Annotated in this window: 23 protein-coding genes and 1 tRNA gene; 7 read left to right on the top strand and 17 right to left on the bottom strand. The window is 76.1% G+C overall.

Translation table 11 applies throughout. The features are described 5' to 3' along the window. Window positions 1–248: 248 nt before the first annotated feature. Window positions 249–575, top strand: coding sequence for an SDR family oxidoreductase (locus ACI78Q_RS00510; RefSeq protein ID WP_456921334.1), 327 nt, complete (start codon window positions 249–251; stop codon window positions 573–575). Next, on the top strand, window positions 572–2,380 hold the full coding sequence (locus ACI78Q_RS00505; protein WP_456921333.1) for a flavin-containing monooxygenase: 1,809 nt from the start codon (window positions 572–574) through the stop codon (window positions 2,378–2,380). The genes ACI78Q_RS00510 and ACI78Q_RS00505 overlap by 4 nt, the downstream gene beginning before the upstream one ends. A 166-nt stretch (window positions 2,381–2,546) precedes the next feature. On the opposite strand, the gene ACI78Q_RS00500 is transcribed toward ACI78Q_RS00505, so the two are convergent. The 5 genes from ACI78Q_RS00500 to ACI78Q_RS00480 form a co-directional block, all read right to left on the bottom strand. Next, a tRNA-Ser gene (locus ACI78Q_RS00500) sits at window positions 2,547–2,634 on the bottom strand. A gap of 10 nt (window positions 2,635–2,644) precedes the next feature. Continuing rightward, entirely contained in the window at window positions 2,645–3,109 is a 465-nt protein-coding gene (locus tag ACI78Q_RS00495; RefSeq protein ID WP_456921331.1) for a nucleoside deaminase, read from the bottom strand. Between the two features lie 151 nt (window positions 3,110–3,260). Beyond that, window positions 3,261–3,920: an HAD-IA family hydrolase gene (locus ACI78Q_RS00490; protein WP_456921330.1), complete on the bottom strand. Its 660-nt coding sequence runs from the start codon at window positions 3,918–3,920 to the stop codon at window positions 3,261–3,263. Then, window positions 3,917–4,414 (bottom strand): tRNA adenosine deaminase-associated protein, encoded by a 498-nt coding sequence (locus tag ACI78Q_RS00485; protein WP_456921329.1) that lies wholly within the window; start codon window positions 4,412–4,414, stop codon window positions 3,917–3,919. The genes ACI78Q_RS00490 and ACI78Q_RS00485 overlap by 4 nt, the downstream gene beginning before the upstream one ends. Continuing rightward, the gene (locus ACI78Q_RS00480) at window positions 4,411–5,073 is read right to left on the bottom strand and encodes an O-methyltransferase (protein ID WP_456921328.1); all 663 of its coding nucleotides are present in this window, start codon (window positions 5,071–5,073) and stop codon (window positions 4,411–4,413) included. Before ACI78Q_RS00480 ends, ACI78Q_RS00485 begins: the two co-directional genes overlap by 4 nt. 11 nt (window positions 5,074–5,084) lie before the next feature. On the opposite strand from ACI78Q_RS00480, the gene ACI78Q_RS00475 reads away from it, so the two are divergent. The 4 genes from ACI78Q_RS00475 to ACI78Q_RS00460 all read left to right on the top strand — a co-directional run bounded on the left by ACI78Q_RS00475 (window position 5,085) and on the right by ACI78Q_RS00460 (window position 8,487). Further along, window positions 5,085–5,525 carry a PaaI family thioesterase gene (locus tag ACI78Q_RS00475; protein ID WP_456921327.1) on the top strand — a complete coding sequence of 147 codons (441 nt, stop codon included), beginning with the start codon at window positions 5,085–5,087 and terminating at the stop codon, window positions 5,523–5,525. Beyond that, window positions 5,522–6,442 (top strand): prephenate dehydrogenase/arogenate dehydrogenase family protein, encoded by a 921-nt coding sequence (locus ACI78Q_RS00470; protein ID WP_456921325.1) that lies wholly within the window; start codon window positions 5,522–5,524, stop codon window positions 6,440–6,442. Before ACI78Q_RS00475 ends, ACI78Q_RS00470 begins: the two co-directional genes overlap by 4 nt. A 36-nt stretch (window positions 6,443–6,478) precedes the next feature. Continuing rightward, the gene (locus ACI78Q_RS00465) at window positions 6,479–6,712 is read left to right on the top strand and encodes a DUF2630 family protein (protein ID WP_456921324.1); all 234 of its coding nucleotides are present in this window, start codon (window positions 6,479–6,481) and stop codon (window positions 6,710–6,712) included. Between the two features lie 125 nt (window positions 6,713–6,837). Further along, window positions 6,838–8,487 (top strand): substrate-binding domain-containing protein, encoded by a 1,650-nt coding sequence (locus ACI78Q_RS00460; protein WP_456921323.1) that lies wholly within the window; start codon window positions 6,838–6,840, stop codon window positions 8,485–8,487. A gap of 81 nt (window positions 8,488–8,568) precedes the next feature. On the opposite strand, the gene ACI78Q_RS00455 is transcribed toward ACI78Q_RS00460, so the two are convergent. The 9 genes from ACI78Q_RS00455 to ACI78Q_RS00415 all read right to left on the bottom strand — a co-directional run bounded on the left by ACI78Q_RS00455 (window position 8,569) and on the right by ACI78Q_RS00415 (window position 17,909). Then, the gene (locus ACI78Q_RS00455; RefSeq protein WP_456921322.1) at window positions 8,569–9,495 is read right to left on the bottom strand and encodes a glycosyltransferase family 9 protein; all 927 of its coding nucleotides are present in this window, start codon (window positions 9,493–9,495) and stop codon (window positions 8,569–8,571) included. Beyond that, window positions 9,492–10,877 (bottom strand): D-glycero-beta-D-manno-heptose 1-phosphate adenylyltransferase, encoded by a 1,386-nt coding sequence (rfaE2, locus tag ACI78Q_RS00450; RefSeq protein ID WP_456921321.1) that lies wholly within the window; start codon window positions 10,875–10,877, stop codon window positions 9,492–9,494. Before rfaE2 ends, ACI78Q_RS00455 begins: the two co-directional genes overlap by 4 nt. Then, a complete protein-coding gene (locus ACI78Q_RS00445; RefSeq protein WP_456921320.1) occupies window positions 10,874–11,530 on the bottom strand; it encodes a D-sedoheptulose-7-phosphate isomerase in 657 nt (218 codons plus the stop codon). The genes rfaE2 and ACI78Q_RS00445 overlap by 4 nt, the downstream gene beginning before the upstream one ends. Beyond that, a complete protein-coding gene (locus tag ACI78Q_RS00440) occupies window positions 11,527–12,732 on the bottom strand; it encodes a glycosyltransferase (RefSeq protein WP_456921319.1) in 1,206 nt (401 codons plus the stop codon). The genes ACI78Q_RS00445 and ACI78Q_RS00440 overlap by 4 nt, the downstream gene beginning before the upstream one ends. Continuing rightward, window positions 12,729–13,709, bottom strand: a complete 981-nt coding sequence (locus tag ACI78Q_RS00435; RefSeq protein ID WP_456921318.1) for a glycosyltransferase — start codon at window positions 13,707–13,709, stop codon at window positions 12,729–12,731. The genes ACI78Q_RS00440 and ACI78Q_RS00435 overlap by 4 nt, the downstream gene beginning before the upstream one ends. Beyond that, window positions 13,706–14,707, bottom strand: a complete 1,002-nt coding sequence (locus ACI78Q_RS00430) for a glycosyltransferase family 9 protein (RefSeq protein ID WP_456921317.1) — start codon at window positions 14,705–14,707, stop codon at window positions 13,706–13,708. The genes ACI78Q_RS00435 and ACI78Q_RS00430 overlap by 4 nt, the downstream gene beginning before the upstream one ends. Window positions 14,708–14,753: 46 nt before the next feature. Then, window positions 14,754–16,253 carry an HAD-IIIA family hydrolase gene (locus ACI78Q_RS00425; RefSeq protein ID WP_456921316.1) on the bottom strand — a complete coding sequence of 500 codons (1,500 nt, stop codon included), beginning with the start codon at window positions 16,251–16,253 and terminating at the stop codon, window positions 14,754–14,756. Window positions 16,254–16,354: 101 nt separating this feature from the next. Then, window positions 16,355–16,858, bottom strand: a complete 504-nt coding sequence (locus ACI78Q_RS00420) for a MarR family winged helix-turn-helix transcriptional regulator (RefSeq protein ID WP_456921315.1) — start codon at window positions 16,856–16,858, stop codon at window positions 16,355–16,357. A gap of 25 nt (window positions 16,859–16,883) precedes the next feature. Continuing rightward, on the bottom strand, window positions 16,884–17,909 hold the full coding sequence (locus ACI78Q_RS00415; RefSeq protein WP_456921313.1) for a hypothetical protein: 1,026 nt from the start codon (window positions 17,907–17,909) through the stop codon (window positions 16,884–16,886). A 155-nt stretch (window positions 17,910–18,064) separates the two neighbouring features. On the opposite strand from ACI78Q_RS00415, the gene ACI78Q_RS00410 reads away from it, so the two are divergent. Continuing rightward, window positions 18,065–19,372, top strand: a complete 1,308-nt coding sequence (locus tag ACI78Q_RS00410) for an alpha-hydroxy-acid oxidizing protein (protein ID WP_456921312.1) — start codon at window positions 18,065–18,067, stop codon at window positions 19,370–19,372. A 238-nt stretch (window positions 19,373–19,610) separates the two neighbouring features. On the opposite strand, the gene ACI78Q_RS00405 is transcribed toward ACI78Q_RS00410, so the two are convergent. The 3 genes from ACI78Q_RS00405 to ACI78Q_RS00395 all read right to left on the bottom strand — a co-directional run bounded on the left by ACI78Q_RS00405 (window position 19,611) and on the right by ACI78Q_RS00395 (window position 25,398). Beyond that, complete coding sequence (locus ACI78Q_RS00405) at window positions 19,611–22,151, bottom strand: ABC transporter permease (RefSeq protein WP_456921311.1); 2,541 nt, start codon at window positions 22,149–22,151, stop codon at window positions 19,611–19,613. Further along, the gene (locus ACI78Q_RS00400) at window positions 22,151–22,921 is read right to left on the bottom strand and encodes an ABC transporter ATP-binding protein (protein WP_456921309.1); all 771 of its coding nucleotides are present in this window, start codon (window positions 22,919–22,921) and stop codon (window positions 22,151–22,153) included. The genes ACI78Q_RS00405 and ACI78Q_RS00400 overlap by 1 nt, the downstream gene beginning before the upstream one ends. Before the next feature lie 242 nt (window positions 22,922–23,163). Beyond that, a complete protein-coding gene (locus ACI78Q_RS00395) occupies window positions 23,164–25,398 on the bottom strand; it encodes an MMPL family transporter (RefSeq protein ID WP_456921308.1) in 2,235 nt (744 codons plus the stop codon). Window positions 25,399–25,417 lie beyond the last annotated feature (19 nt).

The following is a 25,417-nucleotide window of genomic DNA, read 5'->3' as shown; positions in this document are numbered from 1 at the left end:
CGTCCTTGCTGATGTCCTCATGAGACCTTCCTGCCGTCACGGAGAGCGGAGAGGTCGGCGGGCCGTTCGGCCTGCGCGTCCGGCGACGGACGCCAACGGCGCGGCGTCGGGCCGGACACGGACGCCCGCACACCCGACGGCGGCGGAAAATGGTCCCCCGCACATGTCCGCGTCTTCGCCTCGCCAGCGACGGTGATCTGCGACGTCTCAGGCGTCCGATCACCCATCCCGCTGGAAGGAAGGCGACATTGGCGCAGCTCGAGGGGAAGACCGCCGTCATCACCGGCTCAGGTCGCGGCCAGAGTCTCGCTGCGGCGCTGTTGTTCGCCGCCGAGGGGGCGCGGGTCGTGGTCAACGACCTCGACCCGGAATCGGTGGACGAGGCCTCGGCGGAGATCCGCGACCAGTTCGTCCAGGGGACGCCGTCGCGCCGCGCCGGTACCGCCGAGGACATGGCCGACGTGGCCCTGTGGCTGGCCGGCGACGGCTCGTCGTTCGTCAACGGTCAGGACATCGTCGTCGACGGCGGGGCGTCGATCTACACGGCCGTGATCGCCGGCCGGAGCTCCCGGTGACCCCGGCGGTGCCGGCCGCCGCGACGCCGTTGACCCCCGAGGAGGCGCAGCGGAAGTACGCCGAGGAGCGGGCGAAGCGGCTGCGCGCCGACGGGCTCGACCAGTACGTCCACCTCGAGGGCGACCTGGAGCGCTTCGCCGAGGACCCGTGGGCGGAGACCGACGGATCGCGCGACCCGATCGAGGCCACCGTCGACGCGGTGCTGCTGGGCGCCGGGCTGGCCAACCTCCAGATGGCCGTGTGGCTGCGCGAGGTGGGCCTCGAACGGATCATGATGATCGACAAGGCCAGCGACGTGGGCGGCACCTGGTACTGGAACCGCTACCCGGGCGCGCAGTGCGACACCGAGTCGCACGTCTACCTGCCGTTGCTCGAGGAGACCGGGTACATCCCGACCGAGAAGTACGCCCGGCAGCCGGAGATCCTGGAGCACTGCCGGCGGATCGCCCGACACTTCGACCTCTACCGCGATGCCGTCTTCCAGACCGAGGTCCAGGAGGCTCGCTGGGACGACAGCGACTCCCGGTGGGTGATCAGCACCAACCGCGGCGACACGATCCGCGCGCGGTACTTCATCGTCGCCCCCGGACGCCTGCAGAACCCCAAGCTGCCGGGGATCAAGGGCATCGAGTCGTTCAAGGGCCACAGCTGGCACACCAGCCGGTGGGACCACGCCTTCACCGGGGAGAACCTGGAGAACCTGGCCGACAAGCGGGTGGGCATCCTCGGCACCGGCGCGACCGGCATCCAGGTCATCCCGCGGCTCGCCGAGGCCGCGAAGGAGGTGTTCGTGTTCCAGCGGACCCCGGCCGCGCCGTGGGAACGCAACAACGCCCCCACTCCGGAGGACTTCGGCAAGGACCTCGAACCGGGGTGGCAGTACAGGCGCATGTGGAACTTCACCGCGGTGTCCACCGGCTACCCCGCCCCGGACGGCGAGCCGGACATGGTGCAGGACGGCTGGACGGAGATCGCCCAGTTGCTCGCCTCGGCCACGGCGTCCGGGGAGCCCCTCGAGCACGCCGACCTGGAGGTCATGGAACGGATCCGCAGCCGGGTGGACGAGGTCGTCGAGGACCCGGACGTCGCGGCGGCACTCAAGCCGTACTACAGCTACGGCTGCAAGCGCCCCAACTTCCACGACGAGTTCCTGACGTCGTTCAATCGGCCGAACGTCCACCTGGTCGACACCAACGGCCGGGGCCCGGACGAGATCACCGAGCACGCCGTGGTGGTGGACGGCGAGGCCTACGAGCTCGACGCCCTGGTGTTCGCGACCGGCTTCGACCTCGGCATGGGCTTCCTCTACGGCACCGGGCTGCGCATCATCGGCCGCAGCGGGAAGCTGCTGTCGGACAAGTGGTCCGAGGGTCTGCGGACGCTGCACGGGATGCACACCCACGACTACCCGAACGCGTTCTTCTTCGGCTTCACCCAGACGGCGTTCTCGGTCAGCTACACGCACATGGCGCTGGAGCAGACCAAGCACGCCGCGCACGTCATCGCCGAGGCCGAGCGGCGCGGTGCGGTGATCGAGGCGACCAAGGAGGCGGAGGACGACTACGTGCACCAGGTCCGCAGCCGGAGCATGAGCCCGGAGGTGATCGCGAAGCTGAACGCCTGCACCCCCGCCGCGGGCAACAACGAGGGGAATGCCGCCGACCCGAACACGTTGGCGGCCGGGCGTTACCTCCCCGCCGGGAACACCTTCTTCGAGATGCTGCGGGACTGGCGCGACGCGGGCGACTTCGCCGGGCTGACCCTCACCCCTCGGAACAGTTGCCGCGGTCAGAGCGTGTCGTAGTCTGGTGACCCTCGTTGCTGCTGGCTGGCGATGACGACAGCGGCTCATCCGGCCCCGAACAACAACGAAGCCGCCCCCGGAGTCACCGACCTGTCGGTCAGATCCTCCGAGGACGGCTTCGCCGTCACTCTCGTCGCTACTCGACGAGACTTCCGTCAGTAGCTCCTGGCGGTGGCGGTGGGATTTGAACCCACGGAGGCTTGCACCTCACACGCTTTCGAGGCGTGCTCCTTCGGCCGCTCGGACACGCCACCGCCGAAGAGACTACAGGCCCCGCTGACGGCGGAAGAACTCGCGTAGGAGCGTGGCGGACTCCTCGGCCCGCAGCCCGCCCGTGACCTGCGGCCGGTGGTTGAGCCGGCGGTCGCGGACGACGTCCCAGAGCGACCCGGCCGCGCCCGCCTTCGGGTCGTCGGCGCCGTAGACGACGTGGCCGACGCGGGCCAGCACGCTGGCGCCGGCGCACATGGTGCAGGGCTCGAGGGTGACCACGAGCGTCGTCCCGGTGAGCCGCCAGCCGTCGCCGTGCACCCGCGCGGCGGCGCGGAGCGCGAGCACCTCGGCGTGCGCGGTCGGGTCGCCCTGCTTCTCCCGCTCGTTGGCCGCCTCGGCCAGGACCGCGCCGCCTGCGTCCAGGACGACGGCACCGATCGGCGTGTCGCCCCACTCCACCGCGGCCGCGGCGAGTTCCAGGGCGCGGCCCATCGCGGCGTCGAGGTCGAGGGTCACCCGGTCGCCCTACGAGAGCTCGTGCTCTGCCCACCACCGTGGGCAGAGCACGATGGGGCGGGCCGCGATCTGGTTGCCGGACGCTCGTGCTCTGCCCACCAGGGTGGGCAGAGCACAACTGCCCGCGGAGACAGGTGCGCCGCAGGCGTGGTCACGTCCCCGCCACGTCGAGCAGGTCGATGCCGACGACGTCCGACAGCTCGGCCAGCGCCGCGGCCGGCTCGACGACCTTGATCGTGTGCATCCCCATGGCCCGGGCCGGCTTGAGGTTGATGCCGAGGTCGTCGAGGTAGGCGCAGTCCGCCGCCTCGACCGGCCGGCCCAGGGCGTCGGACAGGCGGGTCAGCGCGCGCCGGTAGATCTCCGGCTCCGGCTTGCGCACGCCCTCCAGGGAGGACTCCACCACCGCGTCGAACAGCTCGAGCAGCTCCCCGAGGGCGCCGGTGCGCTCCATGGGTGCGACGTTGTTCGACAGCAGCGCCAGGGACAGTCCGGCGTCCCGCAGCCGCCGCACCGCCCGCACCATCTCCGGCCGGACGGCACCGGCCAGGGCGGCGAGCACCCGGGAGGCGTCGAGCCGGTGCCCGGCGGCGAGGGCCTCGGCCTCGAAGGCGTCGACGAACCCGGCGGCGTCCAGCTCGTTGCGCTCGTAGCGGGCCCAGGCGTTGGTGTCGGGGTCGGTGCTGTTCAGTCGCCGGATCAGCCCGTCGGGCAGCCCGGCCTCGGCCTCGTAGGCGGCGAACGCCGGCATCGGGCTCTCTGTGATCACCCCGCCCAGGTCGAAGACGACGGCGGACACGCGGCCGCTCACGGCGTCACCGCCGCGGCCAGCTCGTCGGCGAAGCCGAGGCGGGCGGCGATGGCGGCGACCATCTCGTCGGCCCACAGGTCGTCGGCGGTCACGATGGTCCGCAGCTGCTCGGCGGGCAGCCCGTCGTCGGAGAACACGTCCAGGTCACCTCCGGGCCAGCCGGTCTCGTCGTCGTCGAAGGCGCCGTCGGAGTCCACGGCGATGCCGTAGCGCTCCACCACCTCGGCGGCCAGGATCCACTCCTGCATGGTGGCGTCGGAGATCAGCGCCCGCACCAGCCCGCCGGGGCCGTGCCGGAGGACGACGAAGTACAGCCGCGAGTCGACGACGACCACGAACGGCCCCGGCCAGCCGCCGGTGCCAGGCTCGCCCAGGGCCCGCTCGAGCACCGGCAGCTCGTCCCCGGCGTCGGTGGCGAGCAGCTCCACCTGCCAGCGGCCCTCCGGCCGGCTGACCCGCACCGCCCAGCTGGCGCGCACCTCGGGGTCCGTCATCGCTTGCGCAGCATCGTCAGACCGTCGGAGACCGGCAGCAGCACCGTCTCCCACCGGGGGTCGGTGGCCAGGGCGGCGTTGAGCGCGACGATCGCCCGCTGGTTGTCGTTCTGCGGGTCGAGCACCTCGCCGCCGGCCAGGGTGTTGTCGAGCAGCACGACGCCGTTGGCGGTCATCCGCGGGTACAGGTCGTCGACGTAGGCGGCGTACCCGGTCTTGTCGGCGTCGACGAACGCCAGGTCGAAGGTGGGCTCGGCCGGCAGGGCCCGCAGCGACTCGTGGGCGTCTCCGAGCCGCAGCTCGATCCGGTCGGCCAGGCCGGCCCGCGCCCAGTAGCGGCGGGCGATCGCCGTCCACTCCTCGCTGACGTCCAGGCACAGCAGCGAGCCGTCCGCGGGCAGGCCACGGGCGACGCACAGCGCGGAGTAGCCGGTGAACGTCCCGATCTCGATCGCCCGGCGGGCGCCGAGCGCGCCGGTGAGCAGCTGCATGAAGGTGCCCTGCTCGGGCGCGATCTGGAAGGTCGACGGCACCTCCCCGCGGTCGGCGAGGGCGGCGGTCTCGGCGATCAGGTCGACGGCGACGTCGTCCGGTGGCTCCGAGGTGGCGCGTACGTAGTCGCTGAGTTCCGGTGTGAGGAGGAACGACCGCGGCGTCATAGCCTCTGATCATGGCCGATCCCGCACCGGACGACGGTGCCGACGTCGACCCCGCGCTCTTCGCCCGGCTGGCGGCCGACCCGCTGGCCGGGCACCTGGGGATCGTCCTCGAGCAGGTACGCCCCGGGTACGCCCGCGCCGCGATGACGGTCGGGCCGCAGCTGCTCAACGCCGTCGGGACCGCGCACGGGGGCGCGACCATGGCGCTGCTCGACGTGGTCCACGCGGCGGTCAGCAACAGTCACGGCACGGTCGCGGTCGCGCAGGACGTGCACACCGAGTTCCTCGCCCCGGGACGCCCCGGCGACCGGCTGGTCGCGGAGGGCACCGAGGTGCACCGCAGCAGCCGCACCGCCGTCTACCGGATCGACGCCCGCGCCCAGGACGGCCGGCTGGTCGCCACCGCGCTGGCCCGCGTGTTCCGCACCGAGCGCCCCTGGGGATCGGCGTGACCGCCTCCTTCCCCGTACCGACGATGCCCGCGCCGCCGGTCGGCGTCGTCGGCCTCGGCCAGCTCGGCGGGTCGCTGGCCGCCGCCCTGGTCGCCGCCGGGCGCGCGGTGACCGGCTGGGACGTCGACCCGGCCGCCCGCGACGCCGCCGCCGCGCGCGGGGTGCGGATCGGCCGGGAGATGACCGGCGTCGTCGTCCTCGCCGTCCCGCTGCCGGCGATGGCCGGAGCCCTCGACGGGCTGACCGTCGACCCCGACGCGACGGTCACCGACCTCGGCTCGGTGAAGCTGCCGGTGCTGGCCGAGCTGGGGGCGGCGTACGGCGACCGCTACGTCGGCGGGCACCCGATGTGCGGCACGGAGCGGTCCGGCCACGAGGCCACCGACCCCGCGCTGTTCGCCGGCGCACGGTGGGCGGTGTGCCTGGAGCCGGACACCGACCTGGCCCGGTGGCTGCGGGTGGCGGAGGTGGCGCTCGCCGTCGGCGCGGAGGTGGTGCCGGCCACCGCCGCCGAGCACGACGACGCCGTGGCCGCGATCAGCCACGTGCCGCACCTGCTGGCCGCGGCGCTGGCGGCGGCCGCCGGGGAGGCCGGTCCGCTGGCGCTGGCCCTGGCCGCGGGGAGCTTCCGCGACGGCACCCGGGTCATCGCCAGCGACCCCGCGTTCGTCACCGCGATGGTGGAGGGCAACGCCGGGCCGACGGCGGCGGCGCTGGCCCGGGTGCAGGCCCAGCTGGCCCGGCCCTGGCCGGAGCTGGTCGCCACCGGGCACGCCGTCCGGACCGGGTCGGCCCCGGGACGCCGAGGTGTGCGCGTGCCCCTGGAGCGGGCAGCGCTGCTGGCGCTGGGCCGGGCGGGCGGAGCGGTGACCCGGCGGCTGGCCGCGTTCGTCGAGGGCCACGTGCCGGACCGCTGACCGTTTCACCCGCGCCGCGAGGGGCAGGGAGCGGTCATGGACGACAGCGAGATCCGCAGCCGCATCGAGGCGCTGGTCGAGGAGGAGCGCCGACTGCGGGACAGCGGCCAGCACACCGACGAGCAGCGCGCCCGGCTCCGGCAGATCGAGGAGGACCGCGACCAGCTGTGGGACCTGCTCCGCCAGCGGGACGCCAAGCGGCAGTACGGGCAGGACCCGGACGAGGCCTCTCCCCGACCGGAGGAGCAGGTCGAGGGCTACCTGCAGTAGTCCGGCGGTCGTCGCCGACCCGGGCGGTGTGACCGCAGAGTCAGCAACCGCATCTACTCTGTGATGGGCGGTCGCGGGGGTCTCCGACGACGCCCTGACCGACCGACCGACGGGGGACTGCGCGCATGGGCCGCCACGCCGACACATCCGCCGGCCGGGGCTTCTCGGGCATCACGCCGCAGGTCCTCATCGCCGTCGCTGTGGCGGCCGTGGTGCTCGTCGCCGCCGGCATCACCTGGTGGGCGGTCGGCTCCGGCGACGGCGACTGCGCGCGCAGCGACGTCGTCCGGGTGGCCGTGGCCCCCGAGCTGGCGCCGGTCGCCGAGCAGTTGCTCTCCGGCGCCGAGGGCCTGCGCGCCGAGGACTGCGCCGCCGCCGAGGTGACCGCGCAGGAGCCGCTGCAGACCGTCGGGGACCTGGGTGCGCTGGAGGCCGGCGACCTGCCCCACCTCTGGGTGCCGGACTCCTCGCTGTGGCCGGCCCGCGCCGGCGAGGCTGCGCTGGAGACCGCCGGGTCGGTGGCGAGCTCGCCGGTCGTCCTGGCCACCAGCCGCGCCGCCGTCGACGCCCTGGGCTGGGCCGACGCCCCTCCCGGCTGGGGCGAGGCCCTGGCCGGCGGGCGGCCCCTCGCCGTCCCCGACCTGGCCACCAGCGCCGAGGGGCTGGCCGCGCTCAGCGCCGTCCGGACCGCACTGGGCGCCGACGAGGACGCCGACAACGCCGTCGTCCAGGCGGTGCTCGCCGCGGAACGGGGGCCCTCGACCTCCCCCGGCGACGCCCTGGAGGCGGGCAGCGCGAACGCCGGGGACGCGCCGCTGGTGCCGGTGCGCGAGCAGCAGGTGGTCGCCACCAACGCCGGTGTCGAGGACCCGTCCCTGGTCGCGGTCTACCCGCGCGAGGGCAGCCCCTCGCTGGACTACCCGGTGGTGCGGGTCGGGTCGGCCTCCGGTGCCGACGCCACCGCGGTGGACGCCGCGCTGCGTGCCCTGACCTCCGAGGCGGCCCGCGCGGCCGTCCGGGACGCCGGGTTCCGCGACGCCGACGGGGCCCCGCCCACCGGTGCCGGTGCCGCCACCGGCACCCAGGAGGTCGCGCCCGAGGCCCTGCTGCTCGACCCCGCGCAGGTGCAGGCGCTGCTCGGGCAGCTCTCCGAGCTCGCCGCGCCGTCGCGCATCCTCACCGTGTTCGACGTGTCGACGTCCATGGAGGCCCCGGCCGGGGGCGGCACCCGCGCCACCCTGGCCCGGGACGCCGCCAAGAGCGCGCTGTCGCTGGTGCCGGGCAACTTCGCGCTGGGCCTGTGGGTGTTCGCCGACGAGCTCGAGGGCGACGAGGACTGGACCGAGCTGGTGCCCACCCGCCCCCTGGAGGCGCAGGCCGACGGGCGCGAGCAGCGGGAGCTCCTCGACGAGCAGCTCGACACCATCCCCGACCGGCTGACCCCCGGCGGCACCGGCCTGTACGACACGACGCTCGCCGCCGTCCGCGCCGCGCGGGCCGACTTCGACCCGGCCGCGGTCAACAGCGTCCTGCTGGTCACCGACGGCACCGACGAGGACGACGGCATCTCCCTCGACGAGCTGCTCGCGACGGTGGCCGACGAGGCCGACCCCGAGCGGCCGGTCAAGGTCATCGGCGTCGCGCTCGGCCCGGACGCCGACCTGGGTGCGCTCGAGCGGATCGCGGAGGCGACCGACGGCGCGGCGTACTCCGCCGTCGACCCGACCGCCCTTCAGACCGTCCTCTTCGACGCCCTCCGCCAGCGTGACGGCTGACCGCGCCGTAGGCTCCCCCGGCACACCTGTTCCTCGCACAGTCGCGCTCTGCCCACCCTGGTGGGCAGAGCACGAGCATCCTCAGAGCAACCCGTCGAGGGCCTCGGTGACCTCGTCGACGGTGATCTTCCCCAGCGCCGGGTCGAGCTCGGTGCCCCACGGGTCGCCGGTGCCGTCGCCGTGCCACAGGACGACGTGCTGTGCCCGCGGTGGCGGACCCCACAGTGCCGGGGAGACCGGTCCGAACAGCACCACCGACGGCCGGCGGTAGGCGGTCGCCAGGTGCGCCATCCCGGTGTCGCCGCTGACCACGACGCGGGCGCCGGCGACCACCGCGGCCAGCTCCAGCGTCGACGTCCGGCCGGCGAGGACCGCCTCCTCCCCCAGCCCGGCCGCCTCGGCCACCTGGCGGGCGAGGCGCACCTCGGGAGGGCCGCCGGTGATCCGGACGTCCAGCCCCGCCCGGGCCAGGTGACGGGCGACGGCGGCGAACCGGTCCGGCGGCCAGCGCCGGCCGGGGAACGCCGCACCCGGGTGCACCAGGGCGACGCCGTCGGGGGCCGCGGAGGCGACGTCGGGCACCGCCAGGTCCAGCGCGTCCGGATCGGCGGCCACGCCCAGCCCCTCGGCGACCAGCCGGCACCAGCGGCGCACCTCGTGCTCGTCGGGGTACCAGGTCGGGCCGGGGTAGCCGGGGCTGGCGAAGGTCAGCAGCCGCTCCGGCTGCAGGCCGGCGACGACGACGTGCGACGCCGGGCCCTTGCCGTGCAGGTCGACGGCGAGCTCGGGGCGCGGCCCGGACCAGTCCAGCGGCTCCAGCTCGCGGGCAGGCAGGACCTCGTCGACGGCGTCGACCAGCCGGGCGAGGGGCGCGAGCGCGGTCGTCGTCGCCAGCACCAGCCGGTGCCCGGGCACGGCGGTGCGGACCGCCCGGATCGCCGGGACACCGGTGAGCAGGTCACCGAGCCCCAGCGGCCGCAGCACGACGGCGACCGGCGCGCCCTTCACACCCGGGATCGCTCGACCAGGGCGGTCGTCGAGTGGCCGTCCAGGTAGGGCAGCACCACGGCCTGACCGCCCCAGCGCCGCAGCACGGCGGCCTCGGGCAGGTCGGCACCCGCGTAGTCCCCACCCTTGGCCCAGACGTCCGGGCGGAGTCGGTCGAGCACCTCCGCCGGGGTGTCCTCCGCGAAGACCACCACGGCGTCGACGAACTCCAGCGCCTCCAGCACCCGCGCCCGGTCGGCGGCGGTGACCAGCGGCCGCGACGGGCCCTTCAGCCGGCGCACCGACTCGTCGGAGTTGATGCACACCACCAGGCAGTCGCCCAGCCCGCGGGCTGCGCGCAGCGTGGCGACGTGCCCCGCGTGCAGCAGGTCGAAGCACCCGCCGGTGGCCACCACCGTGCCGCCGGCGGCGCGCACCCCGGCCAGCAGGGCGTCGACGTCCGGGCCGCCTCCTGCGCCCGGCACCGGGCCGGTCCCCGGCCGCGGCCGGTCCCAGGACGACGCGCCGCCGCGGCCGACGAACGCCGAGGCCGCCGCCACCGCCGCGGCCACCGCCTCCCCGGTCACGGCCCCGTCGGCCAGCGCGAGCGCCGCCGCGGCGGCGAAGGAGTCACCGGCGCCGCACGGGTCCCCGCCGGTGACCGGCACCGCGGGCACCACCATCGGGGCGCCCTCGCCGTAGGAGAGCAGCGCGCCGCGGGCCCCGAGGGTCACCGCGACCGCGCCCACGCCCCAGTGCCGGATCAGCGCCTCGGCGCGGGCCCCCACCGCGGCCAGCCCGTCCCCGTCGGCGGCTCCCCCGGTCGCCGCCGCCACCCGGGCGGCCTCGGATCCGTTGGGGGTGACCAGCCGGGTCTGCGGGACCGGGTCGGCGCCGCGCGGGTGCGGGTCCCAGACGATCGGGCCCCCGGCCTGCGCCAGCGCGGCCCGGACGTCAGCCGCCGACGTCGTCCCCCGGCCGTAGTCGGCGACCAGGACCGCCGCGGCGTCGCGGAGCACCGCGGCCGCCTCGTCGGGCAGGGCACCGAGCGTGGCGACGGGGTCGCCGCTGTCCAGGCGCACCACCGAGTGGTCGCCGACGCGCACCCGCTGCTTGACCGCGGTGCCGCCGGAGGCCGGGATCGCCACCAGCCGCACCCGGCCGTCGAGCAGCGCCCGCAACCGGGCCGCGCCCTCGTCGTCGGCCATCGGGGCGACCAGCACGACCTCGCGGCCGGTCAGCCCCGCCGCGATCACCGCGGCCAGGGCCGCACCGCCGGGGCGCTCGCGGATCTCGACGTCCTCCACGACCGGCACGGGGGCGTCCGGGGTGAGCCGGGACGCCGTCCCGACCAGGTCGACGTCGAGCAGCGCGTCCCCGACGACGACGAGCGGCCCCGTCACTGGACCACGCCGATCCGGCTGACCGGCACCCGCGCGGGCTCGGCCAGCACCGCGGCGTCGAAGGCGGCGCACACCAGGTGCAGGGCGACCAGGTGGCACTCCTGCACGGTCGCCGTCCACGGGGAGTCGATGCAGACCGCGTCGTCGGCCGCCGCGGCCAGCGGGTTGGGCGCCGGGCCGGTCATCGCCAGCACCGTGAGGCCGCACTCCCGGGCGCGGCGGGCGGCGGCGACCGCGTTGGGCGACCGGCCGGACGTCGACAGCAGCACCAGCACGTCGCCGGCCCGCCCGTGCGCCTCCACCTGGCGGGCGAACAGCTCGTCGGCCGGGTAGTCGTTGGCGATCGCGGTCAGCGATGAGGTCTCCGCGGTGAGGCAGATCGCGGAGAACGGCGGCCGGTCGGCGCGGTAGCGGCCGACCAGCTCGGCGGTCAGGTGCTGGGCCTGCGCGGCGCTGCCGCCGTTGCCCGCGGCCAGCAACCGGCCGCGGGACTCCCCGCACAGGACGTCGGCGATCAGCCGGCCCCACCGGTCGAGGGCGTCCAGCTGCCCGCTCAGCGACCCCAGGGCGGCGGTGAGCGAGGCGACGTGGTCGGCACCGGTCAGGTGGGTGCAGGTGTCGGGGGAGACGACCTCGCGGGCGGCGGAACTCATCGGGCGACCTCCACGGGGCGGCGGCTGGCCAGGACCTGCCGGTAGACGTTCTCGGTGTCGGCGACCACGCGGGCCCAGCGGTAGCGGGAGCGGACCCGGCGGACGCCCGCCGCGCCGTAGGCGGCCCGGCGCGCGTCGTCGGCCAGCAGCGCGGCGAGCACCGCGCCGAGTCGCTCGGGGTCCCGCGGCGGGACGAGGTCGCCGGTGACCCCGTCGGCGACGGAGTCCTGCAGCCCGCCGACGGCGGTGGCGACCACCGGCCGCCCGCACGCCATGGCCTCCAGCGGCGTGATGCCGAACGGCTCGTACCAGGGCACGGCGAGCACGACGTCGGCCGAGCGCACCCACGCGGGGACGTCGGCCCGCGCCACCGCCCCGGCGAACACCAGCCGGTCGGCGACGCCGATGGACGCCGCGACCGCCCGCAGTCGCTGCACCTCGGGGTCGGCGTCCAGCCGGTCGGCGCGCGGTCCCCCGACGACGACGAGCTCGGCCCCGGGTACCGCGGCCAGCGCCCGGACGGCGTCCTCCTGGCCCTTGCGCTCGACCAGCCGGCCCAGGACCAGCAGCCGCTGCCGGCCGGGGGTGCGCGGAGCCACCGGGCCCCTCGGCGTGAAGACGGCGGTGTCCACGCCGCACGGCACGATCGAGGCCCGGTCGCTGTCCAGACCCAGGCGGCGCAGCTCGAAGACCTCGTCGGAGCAGGTGGCGACGACGTGGGTGACGGTCCGGCACAGCGACCGCTCCAGCTCGATCCGCTGGGGCGGGGAGGTGTCGGCCGCGCCCTGGTGGCGGCGCTTGACGGAGCCGAGGGCGTGGAAGGTCTGCACGACCGGGATGGAGCCGGCGGCCGCGACCGAGGCCAGGCCGCTCATCCAGAAGTGCGCGTGCACCAGGTCCGGCGGTGCGGCGGACCAGGCGCGCCGCAGCACCGAGGCGAACTCGGGCATGTGCCGCAGCAGGTCGTCCTTGGGCAGCACCAGCTCCGGGCCGGCGGTCACGTGCGCGACGGTGTAGCCGTCGACGGTGGGGACGCGGTCGGGCTGGTCGGGGTCCTCCCGGCGGGTGTGCACGGTGACGTCGTGCCCGCGCTGGGCGAGCCCGGCCGCCAGGGCCGCGACGTGCACGTTCTGCCCGCCGGCGTCCACGCCGCCGATCGCGGCCAGCGGACTGGCGTGCTCCGACACCAGGTCGACCTTCACCGGACCACCTCCTCGAGTAGCGCATCCCAGTCGGAGAGGAACCGGGGGAGCCCGTACCGCTCCAGCGCGGCGGCCCGTGCCGCCTTGCCGGCCAGCCGGGCGGCGTCCTCGTCGTGCAGGTAGGTGCGGACCGCATCCCAGAGACGCCCCGGGTCGGTCGAGAGCACGCCGGCCTCCCGGGGGACGGCCTCCACCGCCTCGGTGGTGGCCAGCCCGACGACCGGCATCCCCAGGTGCATCGCTTCCAGCAGCGACAGGCCCAGCGACGTCCACCGGACCGGGTGCACGTAGACCCGGCGGCGGGCCAGCTCCGCGTGCATCGCCGCCTGCGGCGGGTCGTCGTGCAGGGCGACCCGGTCGGGGTCCAGGCCGTACCGCTCGTGCAGACCGGTCAGCCCCATGCCGAAGACGTCGACCGGCGCGACCGCGGCCAGCCCGGGCAGCAGGTCCGCGCCGACGGTGCGGCCGCGCCGGACCGGCTCGTTGGTGACGACGGCGGCGCGGGCCAGCTCCCCGGTCCAGCGCTCGCCGGGGTCGACGATCCCGTGCTCGATCACCGCCGTCGGGGCCCGGCCGTTGTCGTAGAAGAGCCGGTTGAAGTGGGTGACGTGCGCGATCGGGATGTCGGCGCGGTCGGCCAGCGGGTGCCGGGTGTGCGGGACCGGCCCGTCGTCGGGCTCCAGCCCCGGCGCGTTGTGCTCGAGGAACACCGCGGGCAGGTCGCGGCCGGGCTCTCGGCCCAGCCACTCGCGGACCAGGTCCAGGTCGCGCACCCGCTGGAGGACGACGACGTCGACGGCCTCCTCGCGCAGCTGCTCGGGGGTGACCTCGCGGGCCGACGCCGGCCAGTCCCAGGTGCGCGCCCGGCCCAGCCCGTCGGGCCCGCGACCGGGCGTCACGGGCAGCAGGTACTCGTGCGGCCCCTGGACGAACGCCGTCGTCCACGACCCGTGCACGTGCCAGACCAGGACCTTCACGAGGCGACCACCTTCTCGACGGCTGCGACGACGTCGGCGGCGCTCACCGACGACAGACAGGGGTGGCCGGGCACGGGGCACTCGCGGGCCCGGGTGTCGCGGCACGGGGCGGACTGGTCGCCGAGCAGCACCGTGGGCACGCCGTAGGGCGCCCAGCGCGCGGCGGGGACGACCGGGGAGAACAGCGAGACGACCGGCGTCCCGACCGCGGCGGCCAGGTGCGCCGGGCCGGTGTTGCCGACGACGACGGCGGCCGCGCCGTCGAGCAGCGCGGCCATCTGCGCGAGGCTGGTGCCGCCGCCGAGGTCGACGCCGAGGGTGCCGGCGACGAAGGCGGTGAGCTCCCGCTCCCCCGGGCCGCCGGTGACCAGCACCCGGTGGCCGGCCGCGGCCAGCGCCTCGACCGCCTCGGCGCAGCGCTGGGCCGGCCAGGCCCGGGCCGGCACCGAGGCGCCCGGGTGCAGCACGACATACCCCGGTTCGTGCGCGGCCGGGGGCAGGGGCCGGCGCACCTCCAGCCGGCCGTCGTCGCCCGGCGGCAGCTCGAACCCGGCGGCGCGGGCGAGGGACAGGGCCCGCTCCGGCTCCGGCAGGTCGTCGTCCACCCGGTGGCGGACGTCGAGGAGCGAGCCGGGGTAGTCGACGCTGATCGCGGAGATCCGCGGGACGCCCGCCGTGCGGAGCACCAGCGCCAGGGGCAGGGGCGACTGGTGGAAGGACGTGGAGACGACCGCCTCGTCGGGCGCGAGCGCCCGGACCCGCTCGGTGAGCGCGGCGAGGTCGGCGGCGTCGGCCGGCGGCGGGTCGCCGAGGATCCAGGGGCAGGACCAGGTCCAGACCTCGTCGACCCCGGGGAGCAGGCCGGCGGCCTCGGCGCCGGCGGGCCCGGCGAGGAGGACGACGCGGTCGGCGCCGGCGGCCACCGCACGCACCATCGGCCCCTGCACCAGCACGTCGCCGGCGGAGTCCAGCCGCGCGACGAGCACGGTGCGCGTCACGCCTGCGCCTCGCGCGTGCCCGCCCGCCGGGCCGCCCGGGAGAGGCTCACCACTCCCCCGCCAGGACGAGGTCGACCGCCTCGGTCAGGGTGCCGGCGCGGCGCAGGGCGGCGGCGACCTCGGACTTCCGGGTGACGGGGGTGGGCACCATGATCGCCGACGCGCCGGCGGCGGCCGCGGCGTCGACGTCCGCGGCGATGTCGCCGATGACCACGCACCGCTCGGGGGCGACGCCCAGCTCGGCGCAGGCCGCCTTCACCATGCCCGGCGCCGGCTTGCGGCAGCTGCAGCCGTCGTCGGGGCCGTGCGGGCAGACCTGGATGGTCTCGAACGGCCCGAGCAGCTCCGCGAGCCGGGCCATGCAGGAGTCCACCTGCTCGCGGGTGATCAGGCCGCGGGCCACGCCGGACTGGTTGCTGACCACGCCGACCCGCACCCCGCGGGCGCGCAGCGCGTCGACGGCCGCGCGCGCCCCGGGCACGGGGGTCACCAGCGCCGGGTCGCCGTTGTACGGGTAGTCGCGGACCAGCGTGCCGTCGCGGTCGAAGAGCACCAGGTCGGGCAGCCCCCGCCAGGGCCGCACCCGGCGGTGCCGCACGATCCCGCGGAGGAAGTGCCAGGTGGCCAGCGGGGGGATCGCCGCGCTGGTGGCGAGCATCGTGCCCACCTCGGCGCGGTCGCGCGGGCCCGGGGCGATGCGGGCCCAGGCGAACTCGGCGGTGCCGGCCGCCCAGGCCAGTGCCGCGGCGGCCGCGGCCCGCGGCCGGCGCGCGGCGGCCAGCCCGACGGCGGCCACGCCGAGCGCGGTGACCGCGAGGTGCTGCGGACGGCGACCCAGCGGGGCGTCGGCGCGGTCGCGCCAGTCCGGCCCGTGCAGCCGCCGCATGAGGACGTCGTCGGCGTTGCCCGCCTGGACGCGCAGGCTCACCCACCGGTCGACCGGGCGCACCGGGTGGGTGATCCAGCGGGTGCCGCGGGTGAGCCGGGCGCCGGTGTCCATGACGCGGAGCGCCAGGTCGGAGTCCTCGCGGAAGGCGCGGGGGAAGCGCTCGTCGAAGCCCCCGACCGCGGCGAGGGCGGAGCGGCGGTAGGCGAGGTCGGCGGTGATCCAGGAACTGGTGGCCAGGCCCGCGGTGCCGCGCTCCCAGTCGGTGGGCCGGCGGTCGCCGGGCAGCGGCACCCGGACCCGCCCCTGGCTGCCCGCGACGTCAGGCGCGAGGTCCGCCAGGTCTGCGGCGAGCCGCTGGTACCAGTCCGGATCGGGGACGACGTCGTCGTCGAGGAAGGCGATCCACTCGGTGCGGGCGGTGCGCCAGCCGAGGTTGCGCGCCCGGGCCGGGCCGCCGCCGCCGGTGCGGACCACGCGGACCGGCGGCAGCCACGGCCGGTCCGGCCGCAGGGGGGCTCCGGTGGGGCGGTCGTCGACCAGGACCAGCTCCGCGGGGCGGGGGCCGGGGGCAGCCGCCAGGGCGTCGAGCAGCGCGTCCAGCGACGGCCGGCCGACGGTCGGCACGACCACGGAGCACTGCTCGATCCCCACCTGCATGATCGCGTCCTGCCCGGGTACCCGTGCCGGGAAACACTACGAGCTCGAAGTGTTTTCCGCGCACGCTGCGCCCGCAGCCGCCGGAACGGTGTCCGTGCAGCTCAGCGGCGGATACGGGCCGCCGCGGACACCCGCGCGAGGGCGTCGGTGACCACCGCGGCGTCGTCCCCCAGGAGGGTGAGCAGGTGCGCGACGAGGTCGTCGTGCGTGGGGGCGGCCTCGGCCACGCGGGCCCGCCCCGCCGGGGTCAGCCGGGCGTGCATCAGCCGCCGGTCGTCCGCCGCCCGCTCGCGGACGACGAGGCCCTCGTCCACCAGCCGGCCGACGGTGCTGGTCACCCCGGCCCGGGACAGCCCCAGCGCCTCGGCCAGCTCGCCCATGGTGGCCCGCTCGCCCGGCGCCTCGGCGATCCGGCGCAGCGCCTCGAGGCCGGTGAGGGAGATGCCGTGCTGGCGGTGCAGGACGGAGTCGACGCGGTGCGTGATGCGGTCGTGCACCTGCACGATGCGCAGCCAGGTCTCCGCCGGCAGCGGCCCGGCCCCGGGCACCCGGGCGACGTCGGGGGGAGGGAGGGCCTGCGTGACGGCGTCCTCGGGGCGGGGCACCGTCCCATCGTCGCCGACGACGCGCTCAGGCGCTCCCGGGAGACGTGGGGTCGGCCGCCCGCCGGGCCCGCCGGGTGGTGACGGCGGCGAGGCCGGCACCCGCCCCGAGCAGGGCGATCCCGGCGACGACGACCGGCAGCGCGACCCCGCCGTCCGGCCGCGGGAGGGGGGTCGGCGCGGCGGCGACCCGGAGCCCGACCGTGGCGGTGGACGAGGAGTCGGCACCGACCAGCTCGAGCACGGCGGCCCCGGTGGCGGTGGCCGCGGGGATGCGCACGTCGGCGTCCAGGGCGCCGTCGGCACCCGCCGTCACCGCGGTGAGCACCTCGCCGTCGGCCACGCGGACGGCGACCTGCTCCCCGGGGGCGAAGCCCTGCCCGTGGACGGTGACCTCCTCGCCCGCGACGACCTCGCGCGCCGAGGCGGTGACCGCCGGCAGCACGTCGAGGGCGTCCGCGGGGCCGGGGTCCGCGGGGCCGGGCTCGTCCGGGGCGGACCCCCCGGGCCCCGGCGCCGTGCCGGCGTCGGGCAGCTCGGTCCCCGGCAGTGCCGGCGACCCGGCGTCGACGGCGGGGGCCGGCACCGTCGCGGCGGCGGTCGGCGGGGCGATGGCCGCGCAGTCCTCGGCGGCGGGACGGGTGAAGCTGTACCCCTCGAGGTCGTCGACGTAGTGCGTGCCGGACCCGTCGAGCGCGGCGTACTCCAGCCCCGGGTCGATCGTCTCGCCCCAGTCGACGTCGCCGGTGCCGAGCACGACCACCTGGCCGGGCTGCACCTCGGCGACGTCCTCCCCCGCGGGCGCGCGGGTGGTCGTCAGGGTGACGGTGTAGGCGACGGCGCCCCCGGTGACCTCCAGGACGACGCCGCCGGGCCGGCAGCTGGGGCCGTGGGTGACCCGCGCGTCGGGGCGGGTGGGGTCGTCGACGGCGAGCGCGGGCGCGGCGCCGGCGACACCGGCACAGGCGAGGAGTGCGAACAGGCCCGCGATGGTCGCGGTCCTGGTGAGGACCGGCACGTGTACTTCCCCCTGGATCGTGCTGACCCGCGTCATCCGCGATGCGCCGGTGCGGCTCCCATGATGACGGGCGGAACGCCCGGTTGACGGGGCGTCATCGACCGGTCCCGCGTGTCGTTGCGGCGTGTCGACACATTTCCTCGGCGACACCGCTCCGGGGCCTGTGACGGCGCCCTCACTACGGTGGCCCGGTGGACTCAGCAGCGGGTACCGGTCGCCGCCGGCAGGACGAGGTCTACCGCGCCGGCGTGTACGGCCGGCGGCCCCGGGTCCCCACCGCGGCCCGCGCGCTGCAGCGCCGCGCCCGCGAGCGCCTGGGTGCCCGCGGGTACGCGTACGTGGCCGGCGGCGCCGGGGACGAGGCCACCCAGCGGGCCAACCGCGTCGCGTTCGACCGGTGGGCCGTCGTCCCCCGGGTGCTGCGCGACGTGAGCGTCCGGGACACCTCGGTGGAGCTGTTCGGACGGCGGCTGCCCGCGCCCCTGCTGCTCGGCCCGGTCGGCGCGCTGGAGCTGGTGCACCCCGACGCCGACCTCGCGGTGGCACGGGCGGCGGCGGCGCTCGGCGTGCCGATGGTCTTCTCCAACCAGGCGTCGGTGGCCATGGAGGAGTGCGCCGCGGCGATGGGCTCCTCGCCCCGGTGGTTCCAGCTCTACTGGTCGACGTCCGACGAGCTGGTGGAGAGCCTGGTGGGCCGCGCGGAGGCCAGCGGGTGCGAGGCGCTCGTGGTCACCCTCGACACCACGATGCTGGGCTGGCGCCCGCGCGACCTCGACCTCGGGCACCTGCCGTTCGCCCTCGGCAAGGGGATCGCGCAGTACACCTCCGACCCGGTGTTCCGGCGGCTGGTGGAGGAGCGGGCCGCCGCCGCGCCGGCCCCCGTCGAGGCCGGGTCCGCCGCCCGCCGCGACCGGCAGCCGCGGCCGACGCTGTCGGCGGTGCGCGCACTGGTCGGGATGGCACGCGCGTGGCCGGGGCCGCTGCGGGAGAACCTGCGCTCGCCGCTGCCGCGGGCCGCCGTCGAGACGTTCCTGGCGATCTACTCCCGGCCCTCCATCACCTGGGCCGACCTGGCCTGGCTCCGCGGCCGCACCCGGCTGCCGATCCTGCTCAAGGGCGTCCTGCACCCGGACGACGCGCGGGCACTCGACGAGGGCGTGGACGGCCTCGTGGTCAGCACGCACGGCGGGCGCCAGGTCGACCGGTCGATCGCCGCGCTCGACGCCCTGCCGGACGTGGTGGCGGCCGTCGCCGACCGGGCGCCGGTGCTGCTCGACAGCGGGGTGCGCAGCGGCGCAGACGTCCTGACCGCGGTGGCGCTGGGCGCCCGCGCGGTCCTGCTCGGCCGGCCGTTCGCCTACGGCCTGGGGCTGGCCGGTGAGGACGGCGTGCGGCAGGTGGTCGCCGACGTCCTCGGGGAGTTCGACCTCACGCTGGCACTGACCGGGCACACCGCGGTCTCCCAGCTGGGCCCCGAGGTGCTGCGCCGGGTCGGCTGACGCGCGGACGGGGCGACACGCCGGGCTCCACTTGACCCGTTCGTGTGAACGGAGTCACATAGGGGGCGGGCGGGGGCAGCCGGCAACGAGTGGCCACCCACTGCTGGGTGGACCGACCAACGCGGCCAGACCGTCAGGACCGGCCCCCCGCCCCTCACCTCCTGCGGCGCCCTCTCGCGCGATCTCGCACGGTCCCGGGGGCCGGGGCGTGCGAGATCGCGCGATCCCGTCAGAGGGGTCAGGCGGCGGCGACCGCCCGGAGGACGTCGACCCGCGCCGCCCGTCGCGCCGGGCCGACCGCGGCCAGGACGCCGGCCAGCGCCGCGGCCAGCACGTAGACCGCCAGCCGCCCGCCGGGCACCGCCACGACGCTCAGCCCCTCCCCGGCCAGGCCGCGGGTCAGCGCGGCCCCGAACGCCAGCCCGAGGACGGCCCCCAGCAGGGCACCGAGCACCGCGACGACCACCGACTCCCAGCGCACCACGGCGCGCACCTGCCGGCGGGTCGTGCCCACGGCCCGCAGGAGGCCGAGCTCGCGGGTCCGCTCGAACACCGACAGCGCCAGGGTGTTGACGATGCCGAGCAGCGCGATGACCACGGCCAGCGCCAGCAGCATCGTCACGATCGCCAGCAGCTGGTCGATGGTGGCCGCCTGCGACTCGGTGAACGACGCCGCGTCGTCGAGCTGGGCGTTCGGGTACGCCGCCGCGGCCGCCTCCAGCCCGGCCCGCACGTCGTCCAGGTCCGCCCCGGGCACGGTGGCCACGAGCACCGCGACGTCCAGCGGCGAGCCGCCGTTGGCGCCGTGCGTGGCGAGGGTGGTGACGTAGTCCCCGCCGAGCAGGGCGGTGTTGCCGAAGGTGCCCGCGACGGTCAGCTCCTGCGCTCCCGTCTGCGCGTAGACGACCTCGACCCGATCGCCCACGGCCCAGCCCCGGGCCTCGGCGACGCCGTCGGAGACGAGGACCGAGGAGTCGTCGAGGTCGGCGACCGCGCCGGAGCTCACCTGGAGGTCCGCGGCGGCCTCGACCGTGGCGGGGTCGACCGCGACGACGAACGCGCCCGCGCCGTCCACCTGGGCCGAGCCGAACCGCAGTTGCGCGACCGTGTCGACCCCGTCGACCCCCCGCAGCCCCTCGGCCAGTGCCGGGGGCAGCCCCGGGGAGGCCTGGCCGGCGGCCTTGAGGATGAAGTCGGCGCGGGTGCTGTCGGTGATGACGTCGGCCACCGAGGCCTTCATCGACGACGCGACCACGGTCACGGTGGAGACCAGCGCCAGCCCGATCATCAGCGCGGTCGATGTGGTGGCGGTGCGCTTCGGTGTCCGCAGCGCGTTGCGCCGGGCCAGCTGCGCCGGCGTGCCGCCCAGGCGCGCGACCACCGCACCGATGACCCGGATGACGCCGACCGCGACGGCCGGTGCGAGGGCGAGCACGCCGGCCAGGGTGAGCAGCATCCCGGCGCCGGCGACCGCCGGCCGGCCCTCGTCGACGACCGCCCAGGTCAGCGCGGCGGCGCCGAGCACGGTGAGGACCAGCCCGGTGGCCACCCGGAGCCGGCTCATCGGCCGCGCCGGGGCGTCCACCGAGCGGAGCGCGGCGATCGGCGCGACCCGCGTGGCCTGCCGGGCCGGCAGCAGCGCGGCCAGCACGGTCACCACCACGCCGACGAACAGGGCGGCGACGACGGTGCGCGGCTGCACCTGCAGGCTCGTCGTCGGCACCTCGATGCCCGCCACGCCGAGCACCGCCCGCAGGCCGGCGGCCACGCCGACGCCGAGCGCCAGCCCGATGCCGGCGGCCACCAGGCCGATGACGAACGCCTCCACGACGACCGAGGTGCGCACCTGCCGGCGGCTGGCGCCGATCGCCCGCAGCAGGGCGAGCTCACGGGTGCGCTGGGCCACCAGGATCGAGAAGGTGTTCCAGATGATCAGCCCGCCGACCAGCAGGGAGATCGCGGCGAACCCGAGCAGCGCGGTGGTGAAGAAGCCGAGCGCGTCGGCGACCGCGGCGCTGGACTCGGCGACGACCTCGTCGGAGGTCACCGCCTCCAGGCCGCCGGGCAGCGCGGCGGCGACCCGGTCGCGCAGCTCCTCGGCGCCGACGCCGTCCTCGGCCCGGACGGCCACGGTGTCGTAGACGCCGACCTTGCCCAGCACCTGCTGCGCGGTGTCCTGCTGGAAGGCGGCCATGGTGGCGCCGGCCAGGTTGTCGGCGTCCCCGAAGCCGAGGATGCCGCTGAGGGTGAACGCTCGCGGTCCGTCGGCGAACAGGATGGTGACCTCGTCGCCGGGCGCGTAGCCGGTCCTCTCCGCGGTGGCGGCGTCCACGACCACCTCGCCGGGGGACGACGGGGCCGAGCCGCTGCGGATGGAGATCCCGCCACTGAGCTCGGGCACCTCGGGGAAGCTCGTGCCCAGGGTCGGGGCGCCGCCCGGCTGCACGGGCTCCCCGCTCCTGTCGAGGACCAGCGCGTAGCCGGTGACCGCCCCCTCGGCAGCGGCGACGCCGTCGACCGCCTCGACCCGCTCGAGCACCGCGGCGTCGAACGGCCTGGTGTTGCCGAGGGTCGTGGCGTCGGAGAACGCCGACTCCCCGCGCACGGTGACGTCGGTGCCCTCGGTCAGCCCCTCGTAGAGCTGGTCGAAGGTGGCCGTCATCGTGTCGCCGAGCACGAACGTGCCCGAGACGAAGGCGACGCCGAGGCTGATCGAGACCGCGGTCAGCGCCAGCCGGAGCTTGCGGGCCAGCAGGCCCTTGAGGACGACCTTCCGCATCAGTTGCCCAGCCGCTTCATCGTGTCGAGGACGGCGTCGGTGGTGGGCGCGGTCAGCTCGTCGCGGATGCGGCCGTCGGCGAGGAACACCACCCGGTCGGCGTGCGCGGCGGCCACGGGGTCGTGGGTGACCATGACGATGGTCTGGCCGAACTCGTCGACCGCGCGGCGCAGGAAGGCCAGCAGGTCGGCCCCGCTCCTCGAGTCGAGGGCACCGGTGGGCTCGTCGGCGAAGACGATCTCCGGCCGGGTGACCAGGGCGCGGGCGGCGGCGACGCGCTGCTGCTGCCCGCCGGAGAGCTGGGCGGGGGTGTGGTCCAGCCGCTGCTGCAGGCCGACGGCGGCCACCACGGTGTCGAACCAGTCCTGGTCGACCGTCCGCCCGGCGAGGTCCAGCGGCAGCCGGATGTTCTCGGCCGCGGTCAGCGTGGGCAGCAGGTTGAACGCCTGGAAGACGAAGCCCATCCGGTCGCGGCGCAGGAGGGTGAGCTCCTTGTCGCGGAGGCCGGTCAGCGACCGGGCGCCGAGCCGCACGTCGCCACTGGTCAGCGTGTCGAGCCCGGCGAGGCAGTGCAGCAGCGTCGACTTGCCCGAGCCCGAGGGGCCCATGATCGCGGTGAAGCGGCCGCGGTCGAAGGCGACCGTCACGCCGTCCAGCGCGCGGACCGTCGCCTCCCCCGTCCCGTAGGCCTTGACGGCGTCGACGGTGGCCGCCGCGGGCTCCGGCTGCGCGGGCGGGCGGGCGAGGGACGTGGTGCTGGGTGCCGACATGGCGGTCTCAACTCCTGGGGTGGGGTTCTCGGTGGGGATCGTGGGCGCGCCGGGAGGCGGGCACATCGGCTCGGTGGCCGGGCCCGGGCTCGGCGGTTTGACGTAGTCCGGCACCGGTCGTGAGGCCTCGACCGCGCGAGATCGGCGATCTGGCGCGGTTTCGACGCCGGAGCGCGCGAGATCGGCGATGTCGTGGCGTTCCGCCGCCCGGAGCGCGCGAGATCGGCGATCTCGTGGCGGGATCAGCTGCCAGTCAGGGCGGTGGCCTCCTCGGGTGCCGGCCGCGGGGCCGGCAGGGGCGGCGCCGGGACGGCGGCCGGCTCGTGCTCCAGGCGCGGCAGCCAGGCCAGCCACCGCGGCAGGTACCAGTTGGCCTCGCCGAGCAGCCGCATGACCGCCGGGAGCAGCACCGCCCGCACCAGGGTCGCGTCGAGCAGCACCGCGACCGCCAGGCCCAGCCCGATCTGCTTCATCGACGTCATCGACAGCGCGACGAAGCAGGCGAAGACCAGGACCATGATCCCGGCGGCGCTGGTGACCACCCCGGCCGACGAGGTGATCCCGGTCCGGACCGCCTCCCGGGTGGGCAGGCCGCGGTCGTGGCCCTCGCGGATCCGGCTGAGGATGAAGACGTGGTAGTCCATCGACAGGCCGAAGAGGATCACGAAGAGGAACAGCGGGATCCAGTTGACGATCGGCCCGGTAGCGTCCAGCCCGATGAGGCCGGCGCCCCAGCCCTCCTGGAAGACCAGCACCAGTGAGCCGTAGGCCGCCGCCACCGACAGCAGGTTGAGCACGATCGCGGTCGCCGCGGCCACCACCGAGCGGAACGACACGAGCAGCAGCAGGAACGCGAGCACCAGCACGAACCCGAACACCCACGGCGTCCGGTCGGCCATGAGCTCCTCGAACGCCACCGAGTAGGCGGTGCTGCCGGAGGTCACCACGGTGACGTCGTGCAGCGCGCCCACGGTGGAGGGGACGACGTCGTCGGCGAGGGCGGCCAGCGCGTCGCGGGAGGCCTGCTCCTCGCCGTCCCCGGCCAGCGGCACGGAGACGACGGCGACGGTGCCCGCGTCGTTGGCCTGCACGGTGATCGGCTCGCTCATCCGCCCGGTGGCCAGCGCCGCCGTCCGCAGGTCGGCGATCGCGGCCTGCACCGCGGGCGTGGTCACGTCATCGGCCTCGATCACCACCTCGGCCGGGTCGGAGCCGCCCGGGAACGCCTCGGCGATGCGCTCGTACGTCTGGATGACGGCGAGTTCCTGCGGCAGGTCGGGAATGCCCTCGTTGCGCAGCGACAGCCCGGACGCGGGGACGGCGAGGCCGACCAGCAGCCCGCCGGAGACCACCGCCGCCACGAGTGGGCGGCGCAGCACGACGCCGAGCACGGCGGGCCAGAACCGGCCCTCGGCGGCGGCCCGCCGGCGGCGCAGGAACGGCAGCCGGCCCTTCTCCACGCGGTCCCCCAGCCAGCTCATGAGCGCCGGCAGCACGGTCAGCGACCCCAGCACCGAGGTGAGGACGACGAGGATGGTCGCGACCGCCATGCCGGTGAACACCGCGAACCCGGTGAGGAACATGCCGGCCATCGCCACCATGACGGTGATGCCGGAGATCAGCACCGACCGGCCCGAGGTGGCCGCGGCGACGTCCAGCGCGGCCTCGGCGGACAGCCCGCGGGACCGCTCCTCCCGCTCGCGCTTGAGGTAGAACAGCGAGTAGTCCACGCCGACGGCCAGGCCGATGAGCAGCATGACGGTCTGGGCGTTGCCGTCGACGTGCCACAGCTGGCTGGCGAAGCCGAGGAGGCCCAGTGCGCCGGCGAACGCGGTCAGCGCGAAGACCAGCGGGAGGACGGCGGCGACGAGCGCGCCGAAGGTGAGCAGCAGCACCGCCAGGATGATCGGGATCGACAGGTACTCGGCCCGCTCGAAGTCCGCGTCGAGAGCCGCGTCGAGGGCCAGGTCGGCGCTGGTGCCGCCGAACTGCTCGACCCGGACGTCGTCGTGGTCGGCGGCGACGGCGGCGACGGCGTCCTGGACGGGCCCGATCCGGTCGGCGGCGGTCGCCGGGTCGCCGGCGATGTCGAAGGTGACCAGCGCCGAGCGCCCGTCGGCCGAGGTCAACGGGGCACCGTCCAGCGGGCTGACCAGGTTCGTCACCTCGGGGGTGGCGTCGAGCCCCGCGACGAGGTCGGTGAGCGCGGCGGTGGCGGCGGCCTCGGGGACGCCGTCCGCCCGCTGGACGAGCACCATCTCCGAGGCCGGCTCGGTCCACCCGTTGCGGTCGAGGATGCGCTGGGCCTCGGCCGGGGCGCCGACCATCTGCTCGGCGCGGGTCAGCTCACCCGAGGGCAGCATCCCGCCGAGGACGACGGCGGCGAGCACGAAGGCCAGCCAGCCGGCGACCGCCGTCCTCCGGTGCCGAGCGCTCCACCGGCCCATCCGGGCGGCGAGGTTGCCGCGTCCGTCCACTCTCGTCTCCTGTCGGTCT

The sequence above is a fragment of the Geodermatophilus sp. SYSU D00705 genome (assembly GCF_054050135.1).
The sequence above is the reverse complement of the archived record's forward strand: the minus strand, read 5'-3'. Positions and strand labels throughout refer to the sequence as shown.